We start from the raw sequence: 17,270 nt of genomic DNA, 5'->3' as shown, positions 1-17,270 counted from the left end.
GGCCAGGGTGGATGGCGGACTGAAGTCCGCCCTACGGTCCGCCCAACGGTCCGCCCAACTAAGGACGTCATCGCCTGCTTGCCGCCAGCGCCTCGTCGATCAGTTGCTTCAGCGGCTCGATGCCGAAACGCGGCAGCGGCTTGCCGTTCACGAAATACTCGGGCGTCTTGGTGACCTTGAGCGTCTGCGCGTCGAGCAGATCCTGCTCGATGACGCCGGCGATTTCGGGCGCGGCCATGTCGCTGCGCAGCTTCTGCAGGTCGAGGCCGGCTGCTTCCAGCAGCGGCCAGATCCGCGCCACCTGCGCCGCGTGGTTCTGCACCCAGTCGTTCTGGCGTGCCAGCAGCATCTCCAGCGCCTGCCAGTACTTGCCCTGCTTGCGCGCCGCTTCGAGCGCCGCCACGACCTGGTCGGAGCCCTTGTGGAAAGGCGCGTAGCGCAGCACCAGGCGGATCCGTCCGGGGTTCGCCGCCATGATCTGCTTGACCAGCGGATAGAAGGCCGCGCAGGTTTCGCAGGCGGGGTCGAGAAATTCGACGATGACCACCGATGCCTCGGCCGGGCCCAGGCTCGGCGAATGCATGCGCACCAGCGCCGCGTTGTTTGCCGCGGCGAACTGGCCGGCCTGTTCCTCCTTCTCGACGTTGTAGAGCAGCGCCGCGACGATGAAGCCCAGCAGCAGGAGAAGCGCGGCAATCACGAACAAGGTCTTCTGTTTCATTTACGGCTCCGCAGATGCGCCGCGACCAGCAGCGCGATGATGGTTGAAAAAGCCACCGCCGAAAGCAGCGGAATGGTGAGGAAACCGAACCATTCGATGACGGTTTCCGAACAGGGCACGCCCTGGGTGCAGGGCTTGATGCTTTCCGGCACCACGCCGGCGACCAGCAGCAGGTGGAAGGTCGCCACCAGTCCGCCGGGCAGCGCCAGCGCCAGCCCGTAGCGGACCACCCGGGGGTCGAGCGGAAACAGGCCGAGCGGCAGGATCAGCACCAGCGGAAACATGAATATGCGCTGGTACCAGCACAGCACGCAGGGCGGCAGCTGCATGACCTCGCCGAAGAACAGCGCGCCCAGGGTCGATGCCGCGGCGATCAGCCAGGCGCCGAAAATCGGCATCCAGGCGGCCGCCGCTGCGTCGCCGGGCGCTACGGACCGGGCGCTGTTCATTGCGCCACGGCCTGCGTCAGCAGCGGCGCGGCGAGCGCGGGATCGAAAGTTGGCGCTGGCAGCACGGCGGGAAACTCGACACTGTCGAGCTTGGTGGTGCCGATGTACTGGTCCATCGCGAAATGCCTTTCGGTCATGGCGACGCGGCGGCCATCGACGCTGCGGTAGTTTTCGTAGCCGGTGGCGAACTCCATCGAGGCCCGGTTGAGGGTCAAAATCCCGCGCGAGCGCAGGATCAGCCGGGTTTCCGCATCGATTTCGACGATCAGCTTGATGCCTTCCTGCACCGGCCATTCGAGGATCCTGAGCGGTTTGCCCTGGCTGCTCCTGCCGGCGCCGAGATCGACCACGCGCTGCGCGTTTTGCTGCAGCCGCCAGGGTAGCGCCATGCGCGCCGCCTGCAGCAGCAGCGCGCCGTGAAATGCCGTGGTGGCGGGCTGTCCCTGCTGCCAGGCCTCGGCGCCGCGCAGCAGGCGCGATTCCGCTGCGCCGGGGTAGGCGATCTCGATGCGGAAGCGGTCGGGCGCCTGCCACCAGCGTTCCATCGGCCCGATGCCGCGGCGCAGGGATTCGGTCGTGCCGCGCTCATGGATCGCCGCCGGCGCCGTGCCGCCGCCGTGCGCGGCAACCACCTCGGCCAGCAAGGCGCCGACATCGGCCAGCGCCGGCGCCGCCAGCGCCAGCCAGGCCAGGCCGACGGCCACTGTCTTGCTTGCGTATCCCCTCATGATCGCTCTTGTGTCCGCTACGGCGCCGTATCGGCCCGTTTCAGGAATCCAGCCGGCCCTTTTGCTCCGGCCGCGGATTCGGCAGATTCGGCGGGGGCGCGGCCTTGGGCGCCAGATTGACCTTGGCGCCGCCCAGGCTCTTGGTGATCTCGACCACGCCGGACAGGATCCGGTCCTCGGGATTTTTCTGGCAGTAGCTGTCGAGCAGCGGGATCAGCACATTGACATTGGCCACCACCGGGCTGGCGGCGCCGCCGCCGGTGCGCGCATACACGTTGTGGCCGGCGATGAAGCCCTGCGTCCACTCCAGCGCCATCGCGCGCGATTCGCTGTTGCGCGCTTCCTTCCACTGCTGCCACTCGCTGCATTTGCGGATGCCCATGCCCGACAGCTTGACGTCCCTGGTCTGCGCCAGGGCGCTGCCGGCCAGCAGCACCAGGGCAAGGGCGGGAAGCAGCATGGCGGCGGGAGTGCGATGGCTGGACATGGCGTGGGCGGGGCGGGAGGGGGGGCAGCCGATATCCTAGCAGCTTGCCGCTGTTCAGCCGACGAGTTGCGCGGCAACCTGCTCGGCCAGCGCCAGGCAGGCGGTGAGGCCCGGCGATTCGATGCCGTAGAGGCAGACCAGTCCGCGCACGCCGTGTTCGGCCGGGCCGGAAACCAGGAAGTCGCAGGCCGCTGCACCCGGCGCGTGGGGTTTCGGCCGGATCCCGGCATAGGCCGGCAGCAGCGCGCCGTCGGCGAGTTGCGGCCAGTAGTGGCGCACCTCGGCGTAGAACGAGTCGGCGCGTTCGGGCGCCACCGTGTAGTCGATGCGGTCCACCCATTCCACGTCGGGACCGAAGCGCGCCTGGCCGCCGAGATCCAGCGTCAGGTGCACGCCGAGCCCGGCGGCCTCCGGCACCGGATAGATCAGGCGCGAGAAGGGCGCCGCTGCGGCCAGGGCGTAGTAGTTGCCCTTGGCATAGGAAAGCGGCGGCACCGACGCCGGCGCCAGGCCGCGCAGGTCGCGGGCCACGCCCTGGGCACCGAGCCCGGCGCAATTCACCACGCTCGTCGCATGCAGCTGCATGGCTGCGCCCGCCGTGCCGCCGATGTCGAGCACGATGCCGTCGGCGACTATCTCGCCGCCCAACACCGGGCTGTGCAGCGCGAGCACCGCGCCGTCGCGCTCGGCGTCGCCGAGCAGGGACAGCATCAGGGCGTGGCTGTCGATGATGCCGGTCGAGGGCGAGAGTAACGCCGCCGTGCATTCGAGCGCCGGCTCCAGCGCGCGCGCCGCATCGCGCGACAGCAACTGCAGGTCGTCCACCCCATTGGCCGCGGCGCCCGCCGCGATGTGGCCGAGCTGCTCGCGCTGCGCCGCGCCGGCGGCGACGATCAGCTTGCCGCAACGGCGGTGCGCTATGCCGCGCTCGGCGCAGTAGGCGTAAAGCCTGCGGCGGCCGGCGACGCAGAGCCGGGCCTTGAGCGAGCCGGCCGGATAGTAGATGCCGGCATGGATCACTTCGCTGTTGCGCGCGCTGATGCCCGTGCCGAATGCGCCCTCGGCTTCGAGCAGCAGCACTTCGCGGCCCTGCGCGGCGAGTTCGCGCGCCACGGCGAGGCCGATGACGCCGGCGCCGATGATGACGCAATCGATTTTTTCCATGGGGATTCTGTGGCAGAGTAATACCGTTCAAGGATAACCGAAGGCTTCGCCGCCGATCAGGAGCAAACACATGCACAGACGATTTTTCGCCATCCTCGGCCTGCTGGTCGGCCTGCTGGTAGGCCCGTTCGCCCTGACGCCGGCGGCCGGCGCGGCGCCCAAGTCCGCGGCCAAGGCCGCCGCGAAACATCGCGTGGTGTTCCAGGTCAATGAAGACGACTCGCGCAAGTGGAACACCATTCTGGCCAACATCAACAACGTGCAGGAAGAACTCGGCCGGGTCGAGATCACGGTGGTCGCCATCGGGCCCGGACTGGGCATGCTCAAGGCCGATGCGCTGACCGCCAACGGGGTGCAGGACGCGATGGCCGCCGGCGTGCGCTTCGTCGCCTGCGGCAACACCATGAAGTCGCTGCACCTGACCAAGGACGACATGATCGACGGCATCGCCTATGCCCGCGCCGGTTACGTCGAAATAATGCGCCTGCAGAAGCTGGGCCATGCCTATCTCCGCCCCTGACACGCGGCAGTGCGCGCTGCTCGACTGGTCGCGCATCGACAGCGTCCTGCTCGACATGGACGGCACCCTGCTCGACCTGAATTTCGACAACCACTTCTGGCAGGTGCATCTGCCGCAGCGCTATGCCGTGGCGCGCGGCCTGCCGCCGGGCAGCGGGCGCGAGGAACTGATGGCGCGCTTTCACGCCCGCGCCGGCACGCTCGACTGGTATTCGGTGGATTTCTGGGAGACCGAGCTGGAGCTGGACATCATGCGCCTCAAGGAAGAGGTCGCGCACCTGATCGAGATCCATCCGCACGTCACGGCCTTCCTCGATGCCGTGCGCGCCAGCGGGCGGCGCGTGGTGCTGGCAACCAATGCGCATCACAAGAGCGTGACGCTGAAAATGGCGCGCACGGGACTCAGCCCGCGCTTCGATGCGATAGTCAGTTCGCATGCGCTGGGCGCGGCCAAGGAGGAGCAGGAATTCTGGCAACGCCTGGCCGCGATCGAGCCCTTCGATCCGGCGCGCACGCTGCTGGTCGATGACAGCCTGCCGGTGCTCGACAGCGCGCGCCGCTACGGCATCGCGCATCTGGTGGCGGTGAAGAAGCCGGACACGCGGCAGCCGGAAAAAGACACCGGCGACTACCCGGCGATCGACGATTTCTCGCAGTTGATGCCATAGCGCAGCGCCGGCGAGAGCAGTTTCGTCGTGGAGCGGACGTAGGGCGGACTTCAGTCCGCCACCCACCCCTGGCCGACTGAAGTCGGCCCTACAAGGCCATCCACCCAGGCCGGATGAAGCCGGCCCTACACCGCCGAAGCCGGCGGACCGCAATGGTTTGTTGCAGTGCGGCTTGACCATGGCCACCGGACCGTTGTATGTTGTATACAAAATATCGTATGCAAAAATAAATCCACGTGAAAACAAGGGTCAATCGCTCATCTCTATCGCAGCAGGCCATCGATTTGCTGCGCGGGCAGATTTACGACCATCGCCTGGCGCCGGGCCAGCGGCTGGACGAGGCGGTGCTCGCCGAGCAGCTCGGCATCAGCCGCACGCCCTTGCGCGAAGCGCTCAAGGTGCTCTCGGCCGAAGGCCTGGTGGACCTGCAGCCGCACAAGGGCTGCTTCGTCACCGAACTGACCTTGCGCGACCTCGAAGAGATCTTCCCCATCATGGCGACGCTCGAAGGCCGCGTCGCCCACGAGGTCGCGGCGAAGCGCACGGCGGCCCAACTCAAGTCGCTCGATGTGCTGCACGACAAATTGGAACGCCACGCGGCGGCCGGCGACGTGAATCGCTACTACGAAACCAATTACGTCTTTCACGACCAGTTGCAGGAATGCGCCGGCAACCGCTGGCTGCAGATCGTGATCGGCGACTTGAGAAAACTCCTGAAGCTTTCCCGCCATCACTCGCTGCGCCTGGAAGGCCGGCTGACGGCCTCGCTGGCCGAGCATCGCGCCCTGATGCAGGCCCTGCATCGCCAGGACGCCGACGCGGCCGAGCAGGTGATGCGCGGGCATTTGCTGGCGCAGCTGGACGCGCTGCGCGAACTTTTGCTGGCCAACGAGGTGGTCCATGGTTGAAGGGCTGGTTGAGCGCCTGCGCTCGATAGTTGGCGCTCGCGGTACGGCGAGCGTGCGGCCGCGACGGCTCGCCGAGTGGCGCCGGCTGCTCGCCGAGTGCGCCGACGCCAAGGGCGGCGAGGTTTCCGCGCGCATCCGGGCGGCGGCCCTGGCGCAGACCTACCTGAAGCTCGACGACAGCGCGCGCCACGCCTTGCTGCGCCTGATTTCCCTGGAATTCGGCCCGGTGCCGGCGCGCGTCGCAGCAGCCCACGAGGCCTATCAGCGGGCCGCAGGCACGGCCGGCCAATGGGATGCCGAGGCTGATTTGCGCGCGGCCCTGCGCTCGGCGCGCATCCGCATCCTGACGCAGTTCAACGCCATTCCGCAGGGCGTCAAGTTCCTCGTCGATCTGCGCGCCGACCTGCTGCGCTACCTGGAGGAGGACGCCGAACTGGCGCCGCTCGACCGTGAGCTGGAATCGCGCCTGGCGGCCTGGTTCGATGTCGGCTTTCTCGAACTGCAGCGCATCACCTGGAACTCGTCCGCGGCCCTGCTGGAGAAACTCATCCAGTACGAGGCAGTGCATGAAATCCGCTCCTGGACCGACCTCAAGAACCGGCTCGACTCGGACCGTCGCCTGTATGCCTTCTTCCATCCGCGCATGCCGCTGGAGCCGCTGATCTTCGTCGAAGTGGCGCTCACCGATCATCTGGCCGACAACGTGCAGGCCCTGCTCGACGAGCACGCGCCGGTGTTCGATGCGCGCCGCGCCGACACGGCGATCTTCTATTCGATCTCGAACACGCAGGCCGGCCTGCGCGGCGTGTCCTTCGGCAATTTCCTGCTGAAGCGCGTGATCGACGACTTGCAGCGCGATTTTCCCAAGCTGCGCAACTTCGCCACCCTGTCGCCGCTGCCCGGCTTCGCCGCCTGGGTCGGCAAGAATCCGCAGGAACTGGCGGCAGAAGGGCTGGAACTCGATGCCGCGCAGCTGGCGGCCGGAAAATGGACCCAGGATGCGACAGCCGCACGCCGCATCAATGAGGCGCTGGCGCAACTGGCGGCGCGCTACCTGACGCTGGCCAAGGCCGGCCGCGGCGACGGCCGCCAGCCGCGCGATCCCGTGACGCGCTTCCATCTGGGCAACGGCGCCCGCATCGAGCGCATCAACCTGCAGGGCGATGCTTCGTCCAAGGGCATGCAGCAGTCCTTCGGCGTGATGGTGAATTACCTGTACGACCTCGACGATCTGGAGCAAAACGTCGAGAGCTTTGCCCGCGAGGGCGCCATCGCCATGTCGGCCGCCGTCAGGCGTCTGGCACGGCAGAAATAAAACCAATTGAGGAGACCAAGCATGCGACGCAATTTTCTGAAGACTGCTCTTGCCGCTGTAATGACGTTGGCCTTTGCCGGCGCACCGGCGATGGCCCAGGTCAAGACGATCAAGATTTCCCACCAGTTCCCCGGCGGCACCATCGACGACGGCGACTTCCGCGACCGGCTGGTACGCAAGTTCGCCGCCGAAGTGGAAAAGAAGACCAACGGCCAGTTGAAGTTCGAGATCTACCCGGCCGCTTCGCTGATGAAGCCGGTGCCGCAGTACAAGGCCCTGTCCACGGGCGCTCTCGACATGGCGCTGTATCCGCTGGCCTATGCCGGCGGCGAATTTCCGGCGGCCAACCTGACCCTGATGCCGGCGCTGATCACCAGCTACGAGCAGGGCCTGCGCTGGAAGGACGCACCGATCGGCAAGGAACTGGTGCGCCTGCTCGACGAGCGTAACGTCAAGATCGTAACCTGGGTCTGGCAGGCCGGCGGTATCGCTTCCAAGGCCAAACCGCTGGTCGCTCCGGACGACGCCAAGGGCATGAAGGTGCGCGGCGGCAGCCGCGAAGTCGATCTGATGACCAAGGCCGCCGGCGCCGCGGTGACCAATGTGGCGTCGAACGAGATCTACAGTGCCATGCAGTCCGGCGTACTGGATGCCGCGGTCACTTCCAGCACCTCGCTGATCAGCTTCCGCCTGCACGAGACTTCGGACTACCTGACCGCCGGGCGCAAGCATTCCTTCTGGTTCATGTTCGAGCCGCTGCTGATGTCGAAGAAGGCCTACGACAGCCTGACCCCGGCGCAGCAGAAGATCGTCATGGAGGTCGGCGCATCGCTGGAGAAGTTCGGCATGGAGGCCGCCAAGATCGATGACGAGCGCGTGGTCGAGGTCTATACCAAGGCCGGACGCAAGGTGGTCGACATGGACCAGGCGGCCTTCGACAAGTGGCGCGCAGTGGCCAAGGCCTCGGCCTGGAAGGACTTCGAGGAGAAGGTCAAGGACGGCAAGGCTTTGTTTGAAATGGCCGTAGCGGTCAAGTAATTCCCTTCCCAGCCCATCCGTGACGTTGTCGACTTCACCTTGCCGTGCTATCCGCACTGTCTGCGGTTCATCTTCGCGTCACAAATGACCTGAAAAGGGAATTAGGCAATGCGTAAATTGTGGCGGCAGTTCAGCCGTGCCGTAACCGCGATCAACGCCCTGACTGGCTATGTGTCGGGTGTGTTGATCGTGATCTGCAGCGGCGTCCTGGTCTTCGAGGTGGTGGTGCGTTACTGGCTCAGCTGGCCGACCGACTGGGAAATCGAAATGTCGATCATGCTGCTGATCGTCGCCACCTTCATGAGCGCGGCCTTCACCCAGGCCTCCCGCGGGCACGTCGGCATCGAAGTGCTCGACGCGCTGCTGTCCGTGCGCGCCAACCGCTGGCGCAATACGATTGGCGACATCCTGTCGATGGCCTTCTGCATTTTCATCGCCTGGCATGCCTGGAAGTTTTTCCACGAGGCCTGGGCCGACGGCAAGATGAGCAACACCGCTTGGGCGCCCAAGCTGTGGCCGGCCTACCTGTTCATGGCGCTGGGCATGACCATGCTTTCGCTACAGATGCTGGTGCAACTCGGTGATCAGCACATCCACCAACACAGGGAGGATGAGGAATGAGTCTGGGAAACCCGGTTGAACCACAGAGGCACAGAGATCACAGAGAAAAAACACGTGCCTGCCCGATCTCCGACGTTGGCCCGTCGGGAGCTTGCGAGCGGCGCGAAAACTCCATGGAGACTAGCAGTCAGTCAACAAGGAAAAGGCGCATTCCCTGTAGGAGCGAGCTTGCTCGCGATAAGCCGTTGTCGCGAGCAAGCTCGCTCCTACATCCATCGGTTTCAACATTTCTGCGCACTAGCCTTTCTCTGTGCCTCTTTGTCTCTGTGGTGAAGGTTTCAGGATGAGTACGCTCCAGGTTGGAATACTGTTCGGCATCGCCACCTTCGTCGCGCTGTTCTCCGGCATGCCGATCGCATTCGCGGTGGGCGGGGTGGCGCTGGTGTTCATGTTGCTCTACATGCCGTCGGAGACGGTAGGCCTGGTCGCCGAAACCCTTTACTCGGAACTCGACAACTTTGTCCTGCTGACGATTCCGCTGTTCGTCCTGATGGGCGCGGCAATCGGCAAGTCGCGCGCCGGCGGCGACTTGTATTCCTCGCTCAACCGCTGGATGGGGCGCATTCCCGGCGGCCTCGGCGTGGCCAATGTGATGGCCTGTTCGGTGTTCGCCGCGATGTGCGGATCGAGCCCGGCCACCTGCTCGGCGATCGGGTCGTCCGGCATCCCGGAGATGCGCAAGCGCGGCTATTCGTCCGGACTGGCGGCCGGCATCATCGCTGCCGGCGGCACCCTGGGCATCCTGATTCCGCCCTCGCTGACGCTGATCCTCTACGGTGTGGTCACCGAGCAGTCGATCGGCAAGCTGTTCATGGCCGGCGTCGGTCCCGGTCTGCTGCTCACCGCGATGTTTTCAATATGGGTGGTGATCCGGTTCCGCCGCGAGCAGGCCAGCGCACGGCTGCAGGGCGACGACCATCACATCCTGCGCGAGGAGAGCTTCACCTGGCGCGAGAAGCTGGAGACCCTGCCGCGGCTGGCGCCCTTTGTCGCCATCATCGTCATCATCATGGTCGCGCTGTATGGCGGCTGGGCGACGCCCTCCGAAGTGGCCGGCATCGGCGCCTTCTTTTCGCTGCTGATGGTGATGGTGATCTACGGCTGCTGGCGCTTCAACGACATGAAGGCCATCCTCGGCGGCACGGTGCGCGAATCGACCATGGTCATGATGATCATCGCCATGAGCTTCCTCTACACCTATGTCATGAGCTACCTGCACATCACGCAGGAAGTGGCGAGCTGGATGGTCGGCCTGCCGCTGGGCAAGTGGGGCTTCTTCGTCGCCGCCAACATCCTGCTGGTGGTGCTCGGCTTCTTCCTGCCGCCGGTGGCGATCATCCTGATGGTGACGCCGATCATCCTGCCGGCGCTCAAGGCACACGGCATCGACCTGGTCTGGTTCGGCGTGGTGATGACCATCCTCATGGAAATGGGCCTGATCCATCCGCCGGTCGGGCTCAACCTGTTCGTCATCAACTCGATCGCGCCCGACATCAAGCTGTCCGAGATCATCTGGGGCACGCTGCCCTTCATCGGCCTGATGGTGGTGGCCATCGCACTGCTGGCCTTCTTCCCGGACATCGCCATGTGGTTGCCGAACAACGTCAAATGAAACCGAACGATTCATGAACCAGAACCTGTATTCGCTGCTCGCCGCCCATTTCCCGAAGAACCCGGCTGCACCCTGCATGATCCTGCCCGATGGCCGGGTGTGGACTTACGGCGACGTCGAGCGCGCCAGCGGGCGCATGGCCAACCTGATCGTGGCGCTGGGCCTCAAGCCCGGCGACCGCGTCGCGGCGCAGGTGGAAAAGACGCCCGAGGCGCTGGTGCTCTACCTCGCCGCGATTCGCGCCGGCATGGTGTTCCTGCCGCTCAACCCGGCCTATCAGCGCCACGAACTGGAGTACTTCCTCGGCGACGCGAAACCCGGCCTCTTCGTCTGCCGTCCGCAAATGCGCGCGCTGGCCGCCGAGCTGGCGGCCAGGACCGGCGTCCCGCATGTCCTGGAACTCGACGACGAGGGTCGCGGCTCGCTGATCGACGCAGCCGCGGCGCATGCCGACGCCTTCGCCACCGCGGCGCGCAGCACCGCCGACCTCGCCGCGATCCTCTACACCTCGGGCACCACGGGGCGCTCCAAGGGCGCCATGCTCTCCCACGGCAACCTCGCGCACAACGCCACGACGCTGCATGCCTACTGGCATTTTCAGCCGGGCGACGTGCTGCTGCACATGCTGCCGACCTTCCATGTGCATGGCCTCTTCGTCGCCTGCCACACCACGCTGCTGAATGGCTCGGCGATGTTCTTCGAGCCGAAGTTCGACGCCGCGCGCGCCATGCGGCTGCTGCCCGAGGCGACCGTGTTCATGGGCGTGCCGACCTACTATGTGCGCCTGCTGCTCGATCCCGCCTTCGGCCGCGAGACCTGCCGCAACATCCGGCTCTTCGTTTCCGGTTCGGCGCCGCTGCTCAAGGAAACCTTTGACGCGTTCAAGGTCCGGAGCGGCCACACCATCCTCGAACGCTACGGCATGACCGAGGGCGGCATGTTCACCTCCAACCCTTATACAGGCGAGCGCCGCGGCGGCACCGTCGGCTTTCCGCTGCCGGGCACCGAGCTGCGCATAGTTGGCGCTGGCGATACGGCGCTGAAGGCCGGCAGCGTCGGCAACATCCAGGTCCGCGGCGACAACGTCTTCCTCGGCTACTGGGGCATGCCGGAGAAGACCCGGGAGGAATTCACCGCCGACGGTTTCTTCAAGACCGGCGACATGGGCACCCGGGATGCCGACGGCTATGTGGTGATCAGCGGCCGCTCGAAGGACCTGGTGATCACCGGCGGCCTCAACGTGTATCCCAAGGAAATCGAGGAGCTGATCGACGCCATGCCCGGCGTGGCCGAGTCGGCCGTGATCGGCCTGCCGCATCCCGATTTCGGCGAGGCCGTCAGCGCCGTCGTGGTGCGCCAGAAGAACGCCGCCGGCGCCGCGTTGACCGAGGCCTCGATCATCGCCGCGATCAAGGGCGAGCTGGCCAACTTCAAGGTGCCGAAGTGGGTGTATCTGGTCGACCAGTTGCCGCGCAACGCGATGGGCAAGGTGCAGAAGAACATCCTGCGCGAGCAGTATTCGCGCAGGCGCTAGGTCGACCCGGTATCGGCGACGGCAGCGGTTCGGCTATGATCCGGCGATGCTGAATTTCCTGCCGGCGCCGCTGATCGGTTTACTCGCCTCGCTGTTGCTGGCGCTCAACGCGCTGTTCTGGGTGCCGGTGCTGCTGCTGTTCGCGATCATCAGGCTGATCCTGCCCTTCAAGACCGTCAGGTTATGGATCGACCCGGTGCTGGTCGCCATTGCCGAGACCTGGATTTCCGGCAACAGCGGCTGGATGGCGCTGACCCAGCGCACCGCGTGGGATGTCGAAGGCATAGACGGGCTCGATCCGCACAACTGGTACCTGGTCAATAGCAACCACCAGACCTGGGCCGATATCTTCATCCTGCAGCATTTGTTCAACCGGCGCATTCCCCTGCTCAAGTTCTTCATCAAGCAGCAGCTGAAGTGGGTGCCGATCATGGGACTGGCCTGGTGGGCGCTGGATTTTCCCTTCATGCGCCGCCACAGCGAGGACTATCTGAAGAAGCATCCGGAAATGCGCGGCAAGGACCAGGCGGCGACGCGCCGCGCCTGCGAGAAGTTCGCCCTGATCCCCACCAGTGTGATGAATTTTCTCGAAGGCACGCGCTTCACGCCGGTCAAGCACCAGCGCCAGCAATCGCCCTACCGCCACCTGCTGAAGCCCAAGGCCGGCGGCATCGCGCTGGCCTTGAACGCCATGGGCGACAAGTTCCGTGCGATCCTCGACGTCACCATCGTCTACCCCGACGGCGCGCCGAACTTCTGGGATTTCCTCTGCGGCAGGCTCAGGCGGGTCGTCGTGCGGGTGCAGACCCTGCCGGTGCCGGAGCACCTGATGAAGAGCGACTACGGCGCCGATGCGGCGACGCGCGAGGCTTTCGGCCTCTGGGTGCAGCAGCTGTGGCAGGACAAGGACGCGCAGATCTCGCGCCTGCTGGAAGCGGCAGGGCGCAGCGGGCGCTAGCGGAGGACGGCATGGAATCCAGTCTCACTGACATCAGTCGTGTCATCCAGTTGGCGGTCGCGCCGGTGTTCCTGCTGACCGCCATCGCGACCATGATCAATGCGCTGAACACGCGCCTGGGGCGCATCGTCGACCGCCGTCGCGTGGTACAGGAGCGCCTGCAGACGCTGACGCCCGACGCGGCCGAGGCCACGCACTGGGAAATCAGCACCCTGGTGCGGCGCAGCCGGCTGGTGTATTACGCGATTTTCTGCGCCGTGCTCTCGGCGCTGCTGGTCTGCCTGGTGGTGGCCGGCGCCTTCCTCGGCGCGCTGCTCGGCGTCGATCTGGCGCGCGGCGTAGCGGCCTTGTTCATCGCCGCGATGCTGGCCATGATCGCCGGGCTCGGCCTGTTCTTGCGCGAGGTGTATCTAGCGGTGCGTACCGGCACGCACAACCAGCCTTGAGTGACGGCCTGCCCATTCCGGCGCAGGCCTGCCGCGAATCTTCCGGAGACCCTGACATGATCGACCTCTACTACTGGACCACGCCCAACGGCCACAAGATCACCCTGTTCCTCGAAGAGACCGGACTGCCCTACCGTATCGTGCCGATCAACATCGGCAAGGGCGAACAGTTCGCCGCGGACTTCCTGCGGATCTCGCCCAACAACCGGATTCCGGCCATCGTCGACCACGCCCCGGCCGATGGCGGCGCGCCGATCCCGGTGTTCGAGTCGGGCGCCATCCTGCTCTACCTGGCCGACAAGACCGGGCAGTTCATCGCGCCGGACCTGCGTCGGCGCAACGAGACCCTGCAGTGGCTGTTCTGGCAGATGGGCGGCCTCGGCCCGATGGCGGGGCAGAACCATCATTTCACGCAGTACGCGCCGGAGCCGATTCCCTATGCCATCGAGCGCTACGTCAAGGAGACGGCGCGGCTGTACGCGGTGCTGAACAAGCAGCTGGCCGGCCGCGAGTTCATCGCCGGCGACTATTCGATCGCCGACATGGCCTGCTACCCGTGGATCGTGCCGCACCAACGGCAGCGCCAGAATCTCGACGATTTTCCCGAACTCAAGCGCTGGTTCGCGGCGATCCGCGAGCGCCCGGCGACGCTGCGCGCCTATGCGCTGGCGCAGCAGATCAACCCGGCGCCGGTGGTGACCGAGGAAGCGAAACGCGTGCTGTTCGGGCAGGATGCGACCACCGTGCGTCCTGCCTGACGGAGACGTACTTGGATTGCCCAGAGCTTGTGAAGAAATCGTAGCGAGCGGGCCGCAGCGGGGTGCGGCCGGAGCGCAGCTACCGGAACATATGTTGTTATATGTGAGGATAGCGAGCACCGCCCAAGCCCCGATCCGGCACGCGCAGTAGATTTATTCACAAGCTGTCAGATTTTGAGGTAGGTCCAGCCCTGCTGTACGCGCTCGGCGACATGCTCGATCGCGGTCCTGGCCACCGTCGTTTCGGGGACCAGCTCGACGTCCACGCCGACGCCTTGCAGGCGCGCGATGGTCTGCCCGCAGGCGACGAAGCCGACGCGCGCATGCTGCGCCTTGAGCCCAGCAATGCGGGCGGCATAGGGCGTGGTGTCCACCCGCAGCAGTTCGAGGCCGCGGTGGTTGGCGATGATCTCGATGCGGGCGTCGCTGGCCTTGGCCAGATAGGCTTCCGCCAGGTCCAGCGCGGCGTCCATTTGCTCCGATCGCGAACTGTCCAGATGGATCAGGATGCGGCCGGGTTCCGCCGCAAAGACGCGGCCGGCCCAACTGGTCGCCGCGCCGGGCGCTTCGGCGGTGGCCGTCGCCTGGTGCCCCAGCCAACCGGCCAATACGCCGACCACCAGGGTGATGCTGGCGGCGAGTGCGCCGCACCAGACCGGCAGGCGGCGATCCAGCCTGTGGCGCGCGGGCGGCACATTGCCATAGGCATGGCGTACCAACTCCTTGGCGGAGCGCAGGGCGCACAGCCGCTGGCCGAGATCGGCGTCGCTGGCGATCGCGGCGAGAATCTCGTCGCACTCCTGAACACCGAGCTGGTTGTCGACGAAGGCATTCAGGTGCTCGTCGGAAAAATCCCGGGGCTGGTTCATTTCACGCTCCTCAGGTGTCTTTGGGCCACCGGCGGTTCCAGCAGGAGTTCCTTCAGCGAAGCGCGCGCGCGGCACAGGCGGCTCATCACGGTGCCGATCGGTATCGTCAGAATTTCGGCAACTTCGGCATAGGAAAAGTCCTCCAGGTCGATCAGGGTGACCACCTGGCGCTGCCCCAGCGGCAGGGCCGCGATTGCGGTGCGCACCCGGCTCACTGTTTCCTGGCGTTCGACATGGCTGTCCGGTCCCGGCAGATCCGACGGCAGCTCGGCGAGCAGTTCGTCGTCGAAGTCCTCGCGCCGGCCGCGCAGGTGGTCGATCCAGCAGCGATTGAGAATCGCGAACAGCCACCCCATGAGGCGCGCCGAGTCGCGCAGCTGATCGAGCCTGGAAAGCCCGCGCGTCAAGGTTTCCTGGGCCAGGTCGTCGGCCAGGCCCGCGTCGTGGCACCAGGCGAAGGCGAGGCGATACAGCCGCAGGCGGCTATCCTTGATCTGCTCCACCAGCTCGCGCTGTTCCCTCGACTGCAGCCACTTCATGCGGTTCTACCTCCTGTCTCCATAAGACGCAGCATACGGCAGATTTATTCCCTCGCGCCAGCGGCCGCCGCCGGGAATAAACCACGCCCCAAACACGTCTTATAGCTGCGACCACCGGGCGACCGGGGTACGCAGAGTTCAAAAAACAGCTTCATTCATCCACACAGAGAGGAGTCACCATGATTCGCAGAACATTCGTGCAACTGGCACTTGCCGGAACCATGCTCGTGGCCGCGGCCCCGGCAGCGATTGCGGAACCGGCCAAACAGGGCATCGTGATCCAGGTCAGCGACGGCGATACCAAGACCTGGAATCAGGCGCTGAACGTCGTCAAGAACATCCAGGCGGAATACGGCAAGGACAAGGTCGACATCGAGCTGGTGGTCTTCGGCAATGGTTCGGGGCTGCTCAAGTTCGATTCGCCGCTGGCGAACCGCATCGACGATACCCTGGCGAGCGGCGCCAGCGTCTCCATGTGCGAGAACACCATGAAGGGACAGAAGCTGTCCAAGGCCGACATGCATCCGAAAGTTGGTTACGTCAAGGCCGGCATCATCGAAATCGTCGAGAAGAGCAAGCAGGGCTGGACCGTGGTCCGGCCGTAGTCCAGGCGTTGCGGTAACCCGGCTGCTTGCGCTTCAGCCGGTCAGCAGGCCATGCAGCATCTTGCTCGCCAGCAGCGCCAGAAAACCGCCGAAAGCGCGCTTGAGCTGCTTGACCGGCAGCTTGTGCGCCAGCCTGGCGCCGACCGGGGCCGTCAGGAAGCTGACGGCGACCACGCCGACGAAGGCCGGCAAATAGACATAGCCGAGCGAAAAATCCGGCAGGCCAGAGGTCTTGAGGCCGCTCAGGATGTAGCCGACGGTGCCGGCCACCGCGATCGGGAAGCCGAGCGCCGCCGAGGTGCCGACGGCATGGTGGATCACCACGTTGCAGAACACCATGAAGGGAATCGTCAGGAAACCGCCGCCGGCGGCGACTAGGCTCGACACCACGCCGAACAGCGTGCCGGTGATGACCATGCCCGGGGTTCCCGGCAACTGGCGGTGCGGCTTGGGCTTGAAGTCGAGCGCCATCTGCAGCGCGGCGTAATACACGATCGCGGTGAATACCATGGCCAGCGGCCGGGTCGGCACCCAGGTGGCGATGAAGGAACCGGACAGGGTGCCGATCACCAGCCCCGGCGCGAAACTTTTCACGATGTCCCAGCGCACGGCGCCGTGCCGATGATGGGCGCGCATGCTGGCGATCGAGGTGAACACGATGGTCGCCATCGAAGTGCCGAGCGCCAGGTGCATGCTGTGCTCGACCGGGAAGGCCTGCGCCGTGAAAATCATGAACAGCAGCGGCACGATGGTCAGTCCGCCGCCGACGCCGAACAGGCCGGCGACGAAACCGGCGAAGACGCCGAGCAGCGGGTAGCTCAACCACCAGATCGTCATTTGGCCGCCTTCATGAGTTTGCCGGTGATGAATTTCCATTCCGCCGGATCGACCGGGGTGATCGACAGCCGGTTGCCGCGCTGCAGGGCGCGCAAGTGCGCGAGTTCCGGATGCGCGCGTAGTTCGTCGAGTCCGATCAGCCGCGTCTTCTTCACGACGCGCACATCGACATTCACCCAGCGCGGATTTTCTGGCGTCGATTTGGGGTCGAAGTAGGGACTTTTCGGGTCGAACTGGGTGCGGTCGGGATAGGCCAGCTGCGCAACTTCGGCCAGCCCGGCGATGCCCGGCTCGGGGCAGGACGAGTGGTAGAACAGCACGCCGTCGCCGACCTGCATCTGGTCGCGCATGAAATTGCGCGCCTGGTAGTTGCGCACGCCCCACCAATCGACGGTCTGCTGCGGCATCGCCAGCACGTGGTCTATGCCCACCACCGCGGGCTCGGTTTTCATCAGCCAGTAGCGCGTCATTCAGCCAGCCTCATGCGTGGATAC

The 17,270-nt window shown here is 65.6% G+C and carries 21 protein-coding genes; 12 read left to right on the top strand and 9 right to left on the bottom strand.

Annotated features, from left to right (window positions below; all coding sequences use genetic code 11):
• Positions 1-67 precede the first annotated feature (67 nt).
• Genes RMO95_RS07395 through RMO95_RS07375 form a run of 5 tightly spaced genes read right to left on the bottom strand, consistent with a single transcriptional unit; the run spans position 68 to position 3,549 of the window.
• Positions 68-721 carry a thioredoxin domain-containing protein gene (locus tag RMO95_RS07395; protein ID WP_310449966.1) on the bottom strand — a complete coding sequence of 218 codons (654 nt, stop codon included), beginning with the start codon at positions 719-721 and terminating at the stop codon, positions 68-70.
• Complete coding sequence (locus RMO95_RS07390) at positions 718-1,170, bottom strand: disulfide bond formation protein B (protein ID WP_310449965.1); 453 nt, start codon at positions 1,168-1,170, stop codon at positions 718-720. Before RMO95_RS07390 ends, RMO95_RS07395 begins: the two co-directional genes overlap by 4 nt.
• A complete protein-coding gene (locus RMO95_RS07385; RefSeq protein ID WP_310449964.1) occupies positions 1,167-1,898 on the bottom strand; it encodes a hypothetical protein in 732 nt (243 codons plus the stop codon). The genes RMO95_RS07390 and RMO95_RS07385 overlap by 4 nt, the downstream gene beginning before the upstream one ends.
• A 40-nt stretch (positions 1,899-1,938) precedes the next feature.
• The gene (locus RMO95_RS07380) at positions 1,939-2,385 is read right to left on the bottom strand and encodes a hypothetical protein (protein ID WP_310449963.1); all 447 of its coding nucleotides are present in this window, start codon (positions 2,383-2,385) and stop codon (positions 1,939-1,941) included.
• 54 nt (positions 2,386-2,439) lie between these two features.
• Entirely contained in the window at positions 2,440-3,549 is a 1,110-nt protein-coding gene (locus RMO95_RS07375) for an NAD(P)/FAD-dependent oxidoreductase (protein WP_310449962.1), read from the bottom strand.
• A 70-nt stretch (positions 3,550-3,619) separates the two neighbouring features.
• Between RMO95_RS07375 and RMO95_RS07370 the strand changes: the two genes are divergently transcribed.
• The 11 genes from RMO95_RS07370 (at position 3,620) to RMO95_RS07320 (ending at position 13,926) form a co-directional block, all read left to right on the top strand.
• Positions 3,620-4,069 (top strand): DsrE family protein, encoded by a 450-nt coding sequence (locus RMO95_RS07370; protein ID WP_310449961.1) that lies wholly within the window; start codon positions 3,620-3,622, stop codon positions 4,067-4,069.
• Positions 4,050-4,736, top strand: coding sequence for a GMP/IMP nucleotidase (gene yrfG / locus RMO95_RS07365; RefSeq protein ID WP_310449960.1), 687 nt, complete (start codon positions 4,050-4,052; stop codon positions 4,734-4,736). Before RMO95_RS07370 ends, yrfG begins: the two co-directional genes overlap by 20 nt.
• Positions 4,737-4,972: 236 nt before the next feature.
• Positions 4,973-5,644 (top strand): GntR family transcriptional regulator, encoded by a 672-nt coding sequence (locus tag RMO95_RS07360; RefSeq protein ID WP_310449959.1) that lies wholly within the window; start codon positions 4,973-4,975, stop codon positions 5,642-5,644.
• The gene (locus RMO95_RS07355) at positions 5,637-6,959 is read left to right on the top strand and encodes a malonyl-CoA decarboxylase (protein WP_310449958.1); all 1,323 of its coding nucleotides are present in this window, start codon (positions 5,637-5,639) and stop codon (positions 6,957-6,959) included. The genes RMO95_RS07360 and RMO95_RS07355 overlap by 8 nt, the downstream gene beginning before the upstream one ends.
• Before the next feature lie 21 nt (positions 6,960-6,980).
• A complete protein-coding gene (gene dctP / locus RMO95_RS07350) occupies positions 6,981-7,997 on the top strand; it encodes a TRAP transporter substrate-binding protein DctP (protein WP_310449957.1) in 1,017 nt (338 codons plus the stop codon).
• 108 nt (positions 7,998-8,105) lie between these two features.
• Complete coding sequence (locus RMO95_RS07345) at positions 8,106-8,618, top strand: TRAP transporter small permease subunit (protein ID WP_310449956.1); 513 nt, start codon at positions 8,106-8,108, stop codon at positions 8,616-8,618.
• A 283-nt stretch (positions 8,619-8,901) separates the two neighbouring features.
• Positions 8,902-10,230 (top strand): TRAP transporter large permease, encoded by a 1,329-nt coding sequence (locus RMO95_RS07340; RefSeq protein WP_310449955.1) that lies wholly within the window; start codon positions 8,902-8,904, stop codon positions 10,228-10,230.
• Between the two features lie 13 nt (positions 10,231-10,243).
• On the top strand, positions 10,244-11,764 hold the full coding sequence (locus RMO95_RS07335; protein WP_310449954.1) for a malonyl-CoA synthase: 1,521 nt from the start codon (positions 10,244-10,246) through the stop codon (positions 11,762-11,764).
• A gap of 46 nt (positions 11,765-11,810) precedes the next feature.
• Positions 11,811-12,722 (top strand): acyltransferase, encoded by a 912-nt coding sequence (locus tag RMO95_RS07330; protein WP_310449953.1) that lies wholly within the window; start codon positions 11,811-11,813, stop codon positions 12,720-12,722.
• 11 nt (positions 12,723-12,733) lie between these two features.
• Positions 12,734-13,168 (top strand): DUF2721 domain-containing protein, encoded by a 435-nt coding sequence (locus RMO95_RS07325; RefSeq protein WP_310449952.1) that lies wholly within the window; start codon positions 12,734-12,736, stop codon positions 13,166-13,168.
• A gap of 56 nt (positions 13,169-13,224) precedes the next feature.
• Positions 13,225-13,926: a glutathione binding-like protein gene (locus tag RMO95_RS07320; protein WP_310449951.1), complete on the top strand. Its 702-nt coding sequence runs from the start codon at positions 13,225-13,227 to the stop codon at positions 13,924-13,926.
• Between the two features lie 167 nt (positions 13,927-14,093).
• Here RMO95_RS07320 and RMO95_RS07315 read toward each other — a convergent pair whose 3' ends face one another.
• Both RMO95_RS07315 and RMO95_RS07310 read right to left on the bottom strand, forming a co-directional pair.
• Positions 14,094-14,795, bottom strand: coding sequence for a hypothetical protein (locus tag RMO95_RS07315; protein WP_310449950.1), 702 nt, complete (start codon positions 14,793-14,795; stop codon positions 14,094-14,096).
• The gene (locus RMO95_RS07310) at positions 14,792-15,334 is read right to left on the bottom strand and encodes an RNA polymerase sigma factor (protein ID WP_310449949.1); all 543 of its coding nucleotides are present in this window, start codon (positions 15,332-15,334) and stop codon (positions 14,792-14,794) included. The genes RMO95_RS07315 and RMO95_RS07310 overlap by 4 nt, the downstream gene beginning before the upstream one ends.
• Before the next feature lie 179 nt (positions 15,335-15,513).
• Between RMO95_RS07310 and RMO95_RS07305 the strand changes: the two genes are divergently transcribed.
• Positions 15,514-15,939: a DsrE family protein gene (locus RMO95_RS07305; protein ID WP_310449948.1), complete on the top strand. Its 426-nt coding sequence runs from the start codon at positions 15,514-15,516 to the stop codon at positions 15,937-15,939.
• Positions 15,940-15,972: 33 nt separating this feature from the next.
• On the opposite strand, the gene RMO95_RS07300 is transcribed toward RMO95_RS07305, so the two are convergent.
• Complete coding sequence (locus RMO95_RS07300; protein WP_310449947.1) at positions 15,973-16,776, bottom strand: sulfite exporter TauE/SafE family protein; 804 nt, start codon at positions 16,774-16,776, stop codon at positions 15,973-15,975.
• Complete coding sequence (locus tag RMO95_RS07295; protein ID WP_310449946.1) at positions 16,773-17,246, bottom strand: EVE domain-containing protein; 474 nt, start codon at positions 17,244-17,246, stop codon at positions 16,773-16,775. The genes RMO95_RS07300 and RMO95_RS07295 overlap by 4 nt, the downstream gene beginning before the upstream one ends.
• Between the last annotated feature and the right edge of the window lie 24 nt (positions 17,247-17,270).

Source organism: Sulfuritalea sp., from assembly GCF_031426875.1.
Lineage (GTDB): Bacteria > Pseudomonadota > Gammaproteobacteria > Burkholderiales > Rhodocyclaceae > Sulfuritalea.
The sequence above is the reverse complement of the archived record's forward strand: the minus strand, read 5'-3'. Positions and strand labels throughout refer to the sequence as shown.

Coding starts and splice junctions, on each gene's coding strand:
- RMO95_RS07305 (WP_310449948.1), top strand. CDS start 15,514: ATGATTCGCAGAACATTCGTGCAACTGGCACTTGCCGGAACCATGCTC.
- dctP (WP_310449957.1), top strand. CDS start 6,981: ATGCGACGCAATTTTCTGAAGACTGCTCTTGCCGCTGTAATGACGTTG.
- RMO95_RS07330 (WP_310449953.1), top strand. CDS start 11,811: ATGCTGAATTTCCTGCCGGCGCCGCTGATCGGTTTACTCGCCTCGCTG.
- RMO95_RS07395 (WP_310449966.1), bottom strand. CDS start 721: ATGAAACAGAAGACCTTGTTCGTGATTGCCGCGCTTCTCCTGCTGCTG.
- RMO95_RS07335 (WP_310449954.1), top strand. CDS start 10,244: ATGAACCAGAACCTGTATTCGCTGCTCGCCGCCCATTTCCCGAAGAAC.
- RMO95_RS07310 (WP_310449949.1), bottom strand. CDS start 15,334: ATGAAGTGGCTGCAGTCGAGGGAACAGCGCGAGCTGGTGGAGCAGATC.
- RMO95_RS07390 (WP_310449965.1), bottom strand. CDS start 1,170: ATGAACAGCGCCCGGTCCGTAGCGCCCGGCGACGCAGCGGCGGCCGCC.
- RMO95_RS07355 (WP_310449958.1), top strand. CDS start 5,637: ATGGTTGAAGGGCTGGTTGAGCGCCTGCGCTCGATAGTTGGCGCTCGC.
- RMO95_RS07320 (WP_310449951.1), top strand. CDS start 13,225: ATGATCGACCTCTACTACTGGACCACGCCCAACGGCCACAAGATCACC.
- RMO95_RS07295 (WP_310449946.1), bottom strand. CDS start 17,246: ATGACGCGCTACTGGCTGATGAAAACCGAGCCCGCGGTGGTGGGCATA.
- RMO95_RS07385 (WP_310449964.1), bottom strand. CDS start 1,898: ATGAGGGGATACGCAAGCAAGACAGTGGCCGTCGGCCTGGCCTGGCTG.
- RMO95_RS07345 (WP_310449956.1), top strand. CDS start 8,106: ATGCGTAAATTGTGGCGGCAGTTCAGCCGTGCCGTAACCGCGATCAAC.
- RMO95_RS07370 (WP_310449961.1), top strand. CDS start 3,620: ATGCACAGACGATTTTTCGCCATCCTCGGCCTGCTGGTCGGCCTGCTG.
- RMO95_RS07300 (WP_310449947.1), bottom strand. CDS start 16,776: ATGACGATCTGGTGGTTGAGCTACCCGCTGCTCGGCGTCTTCGCCGGT.
- RMO95_RS07375 (WP_310449962.1), bottom strand. CDS start 3,549: ATGGAAAAAATCGATTGCGTCATCATCGGCGCCGGCGTCATCGGCCTC.
- yrfG (WP_310449960.1), top strand. CDS start 4,050: ATGCCTATCTCCGCCCCTGACACGCGGCAGTGCGCGCTGCTCGACTGG.
- RMO95_RS07325 (WP_310449952.1), top strand. CDS start 12,734: ATGGAATCCAGTCTCACTGACATCAGTCGTGTCATCCAGTTGGCGGTC.
- RMO95_RS07380 (WP_310449963.1), bottom strand. CDS start 2,385: ATGTCCAGCCATCGCACTCCCGCCGCCATGCTGCTTCCCGCCCTTGCC.
- RMO95_RS07340 (WP_310449955.1), top strand. CDS start 8,902: ATGAGTACGCTCCAGGTTGGAATACTGTTCGGCATCGCCACCTTCGTC.
- RMO95_RS07315 (WP_310449950.1), bottom strand. CDS start 14,795: ATGAACCAGCCCCGGGATTTTTCCGACGAGCACCTGAATGCCTTCGTC.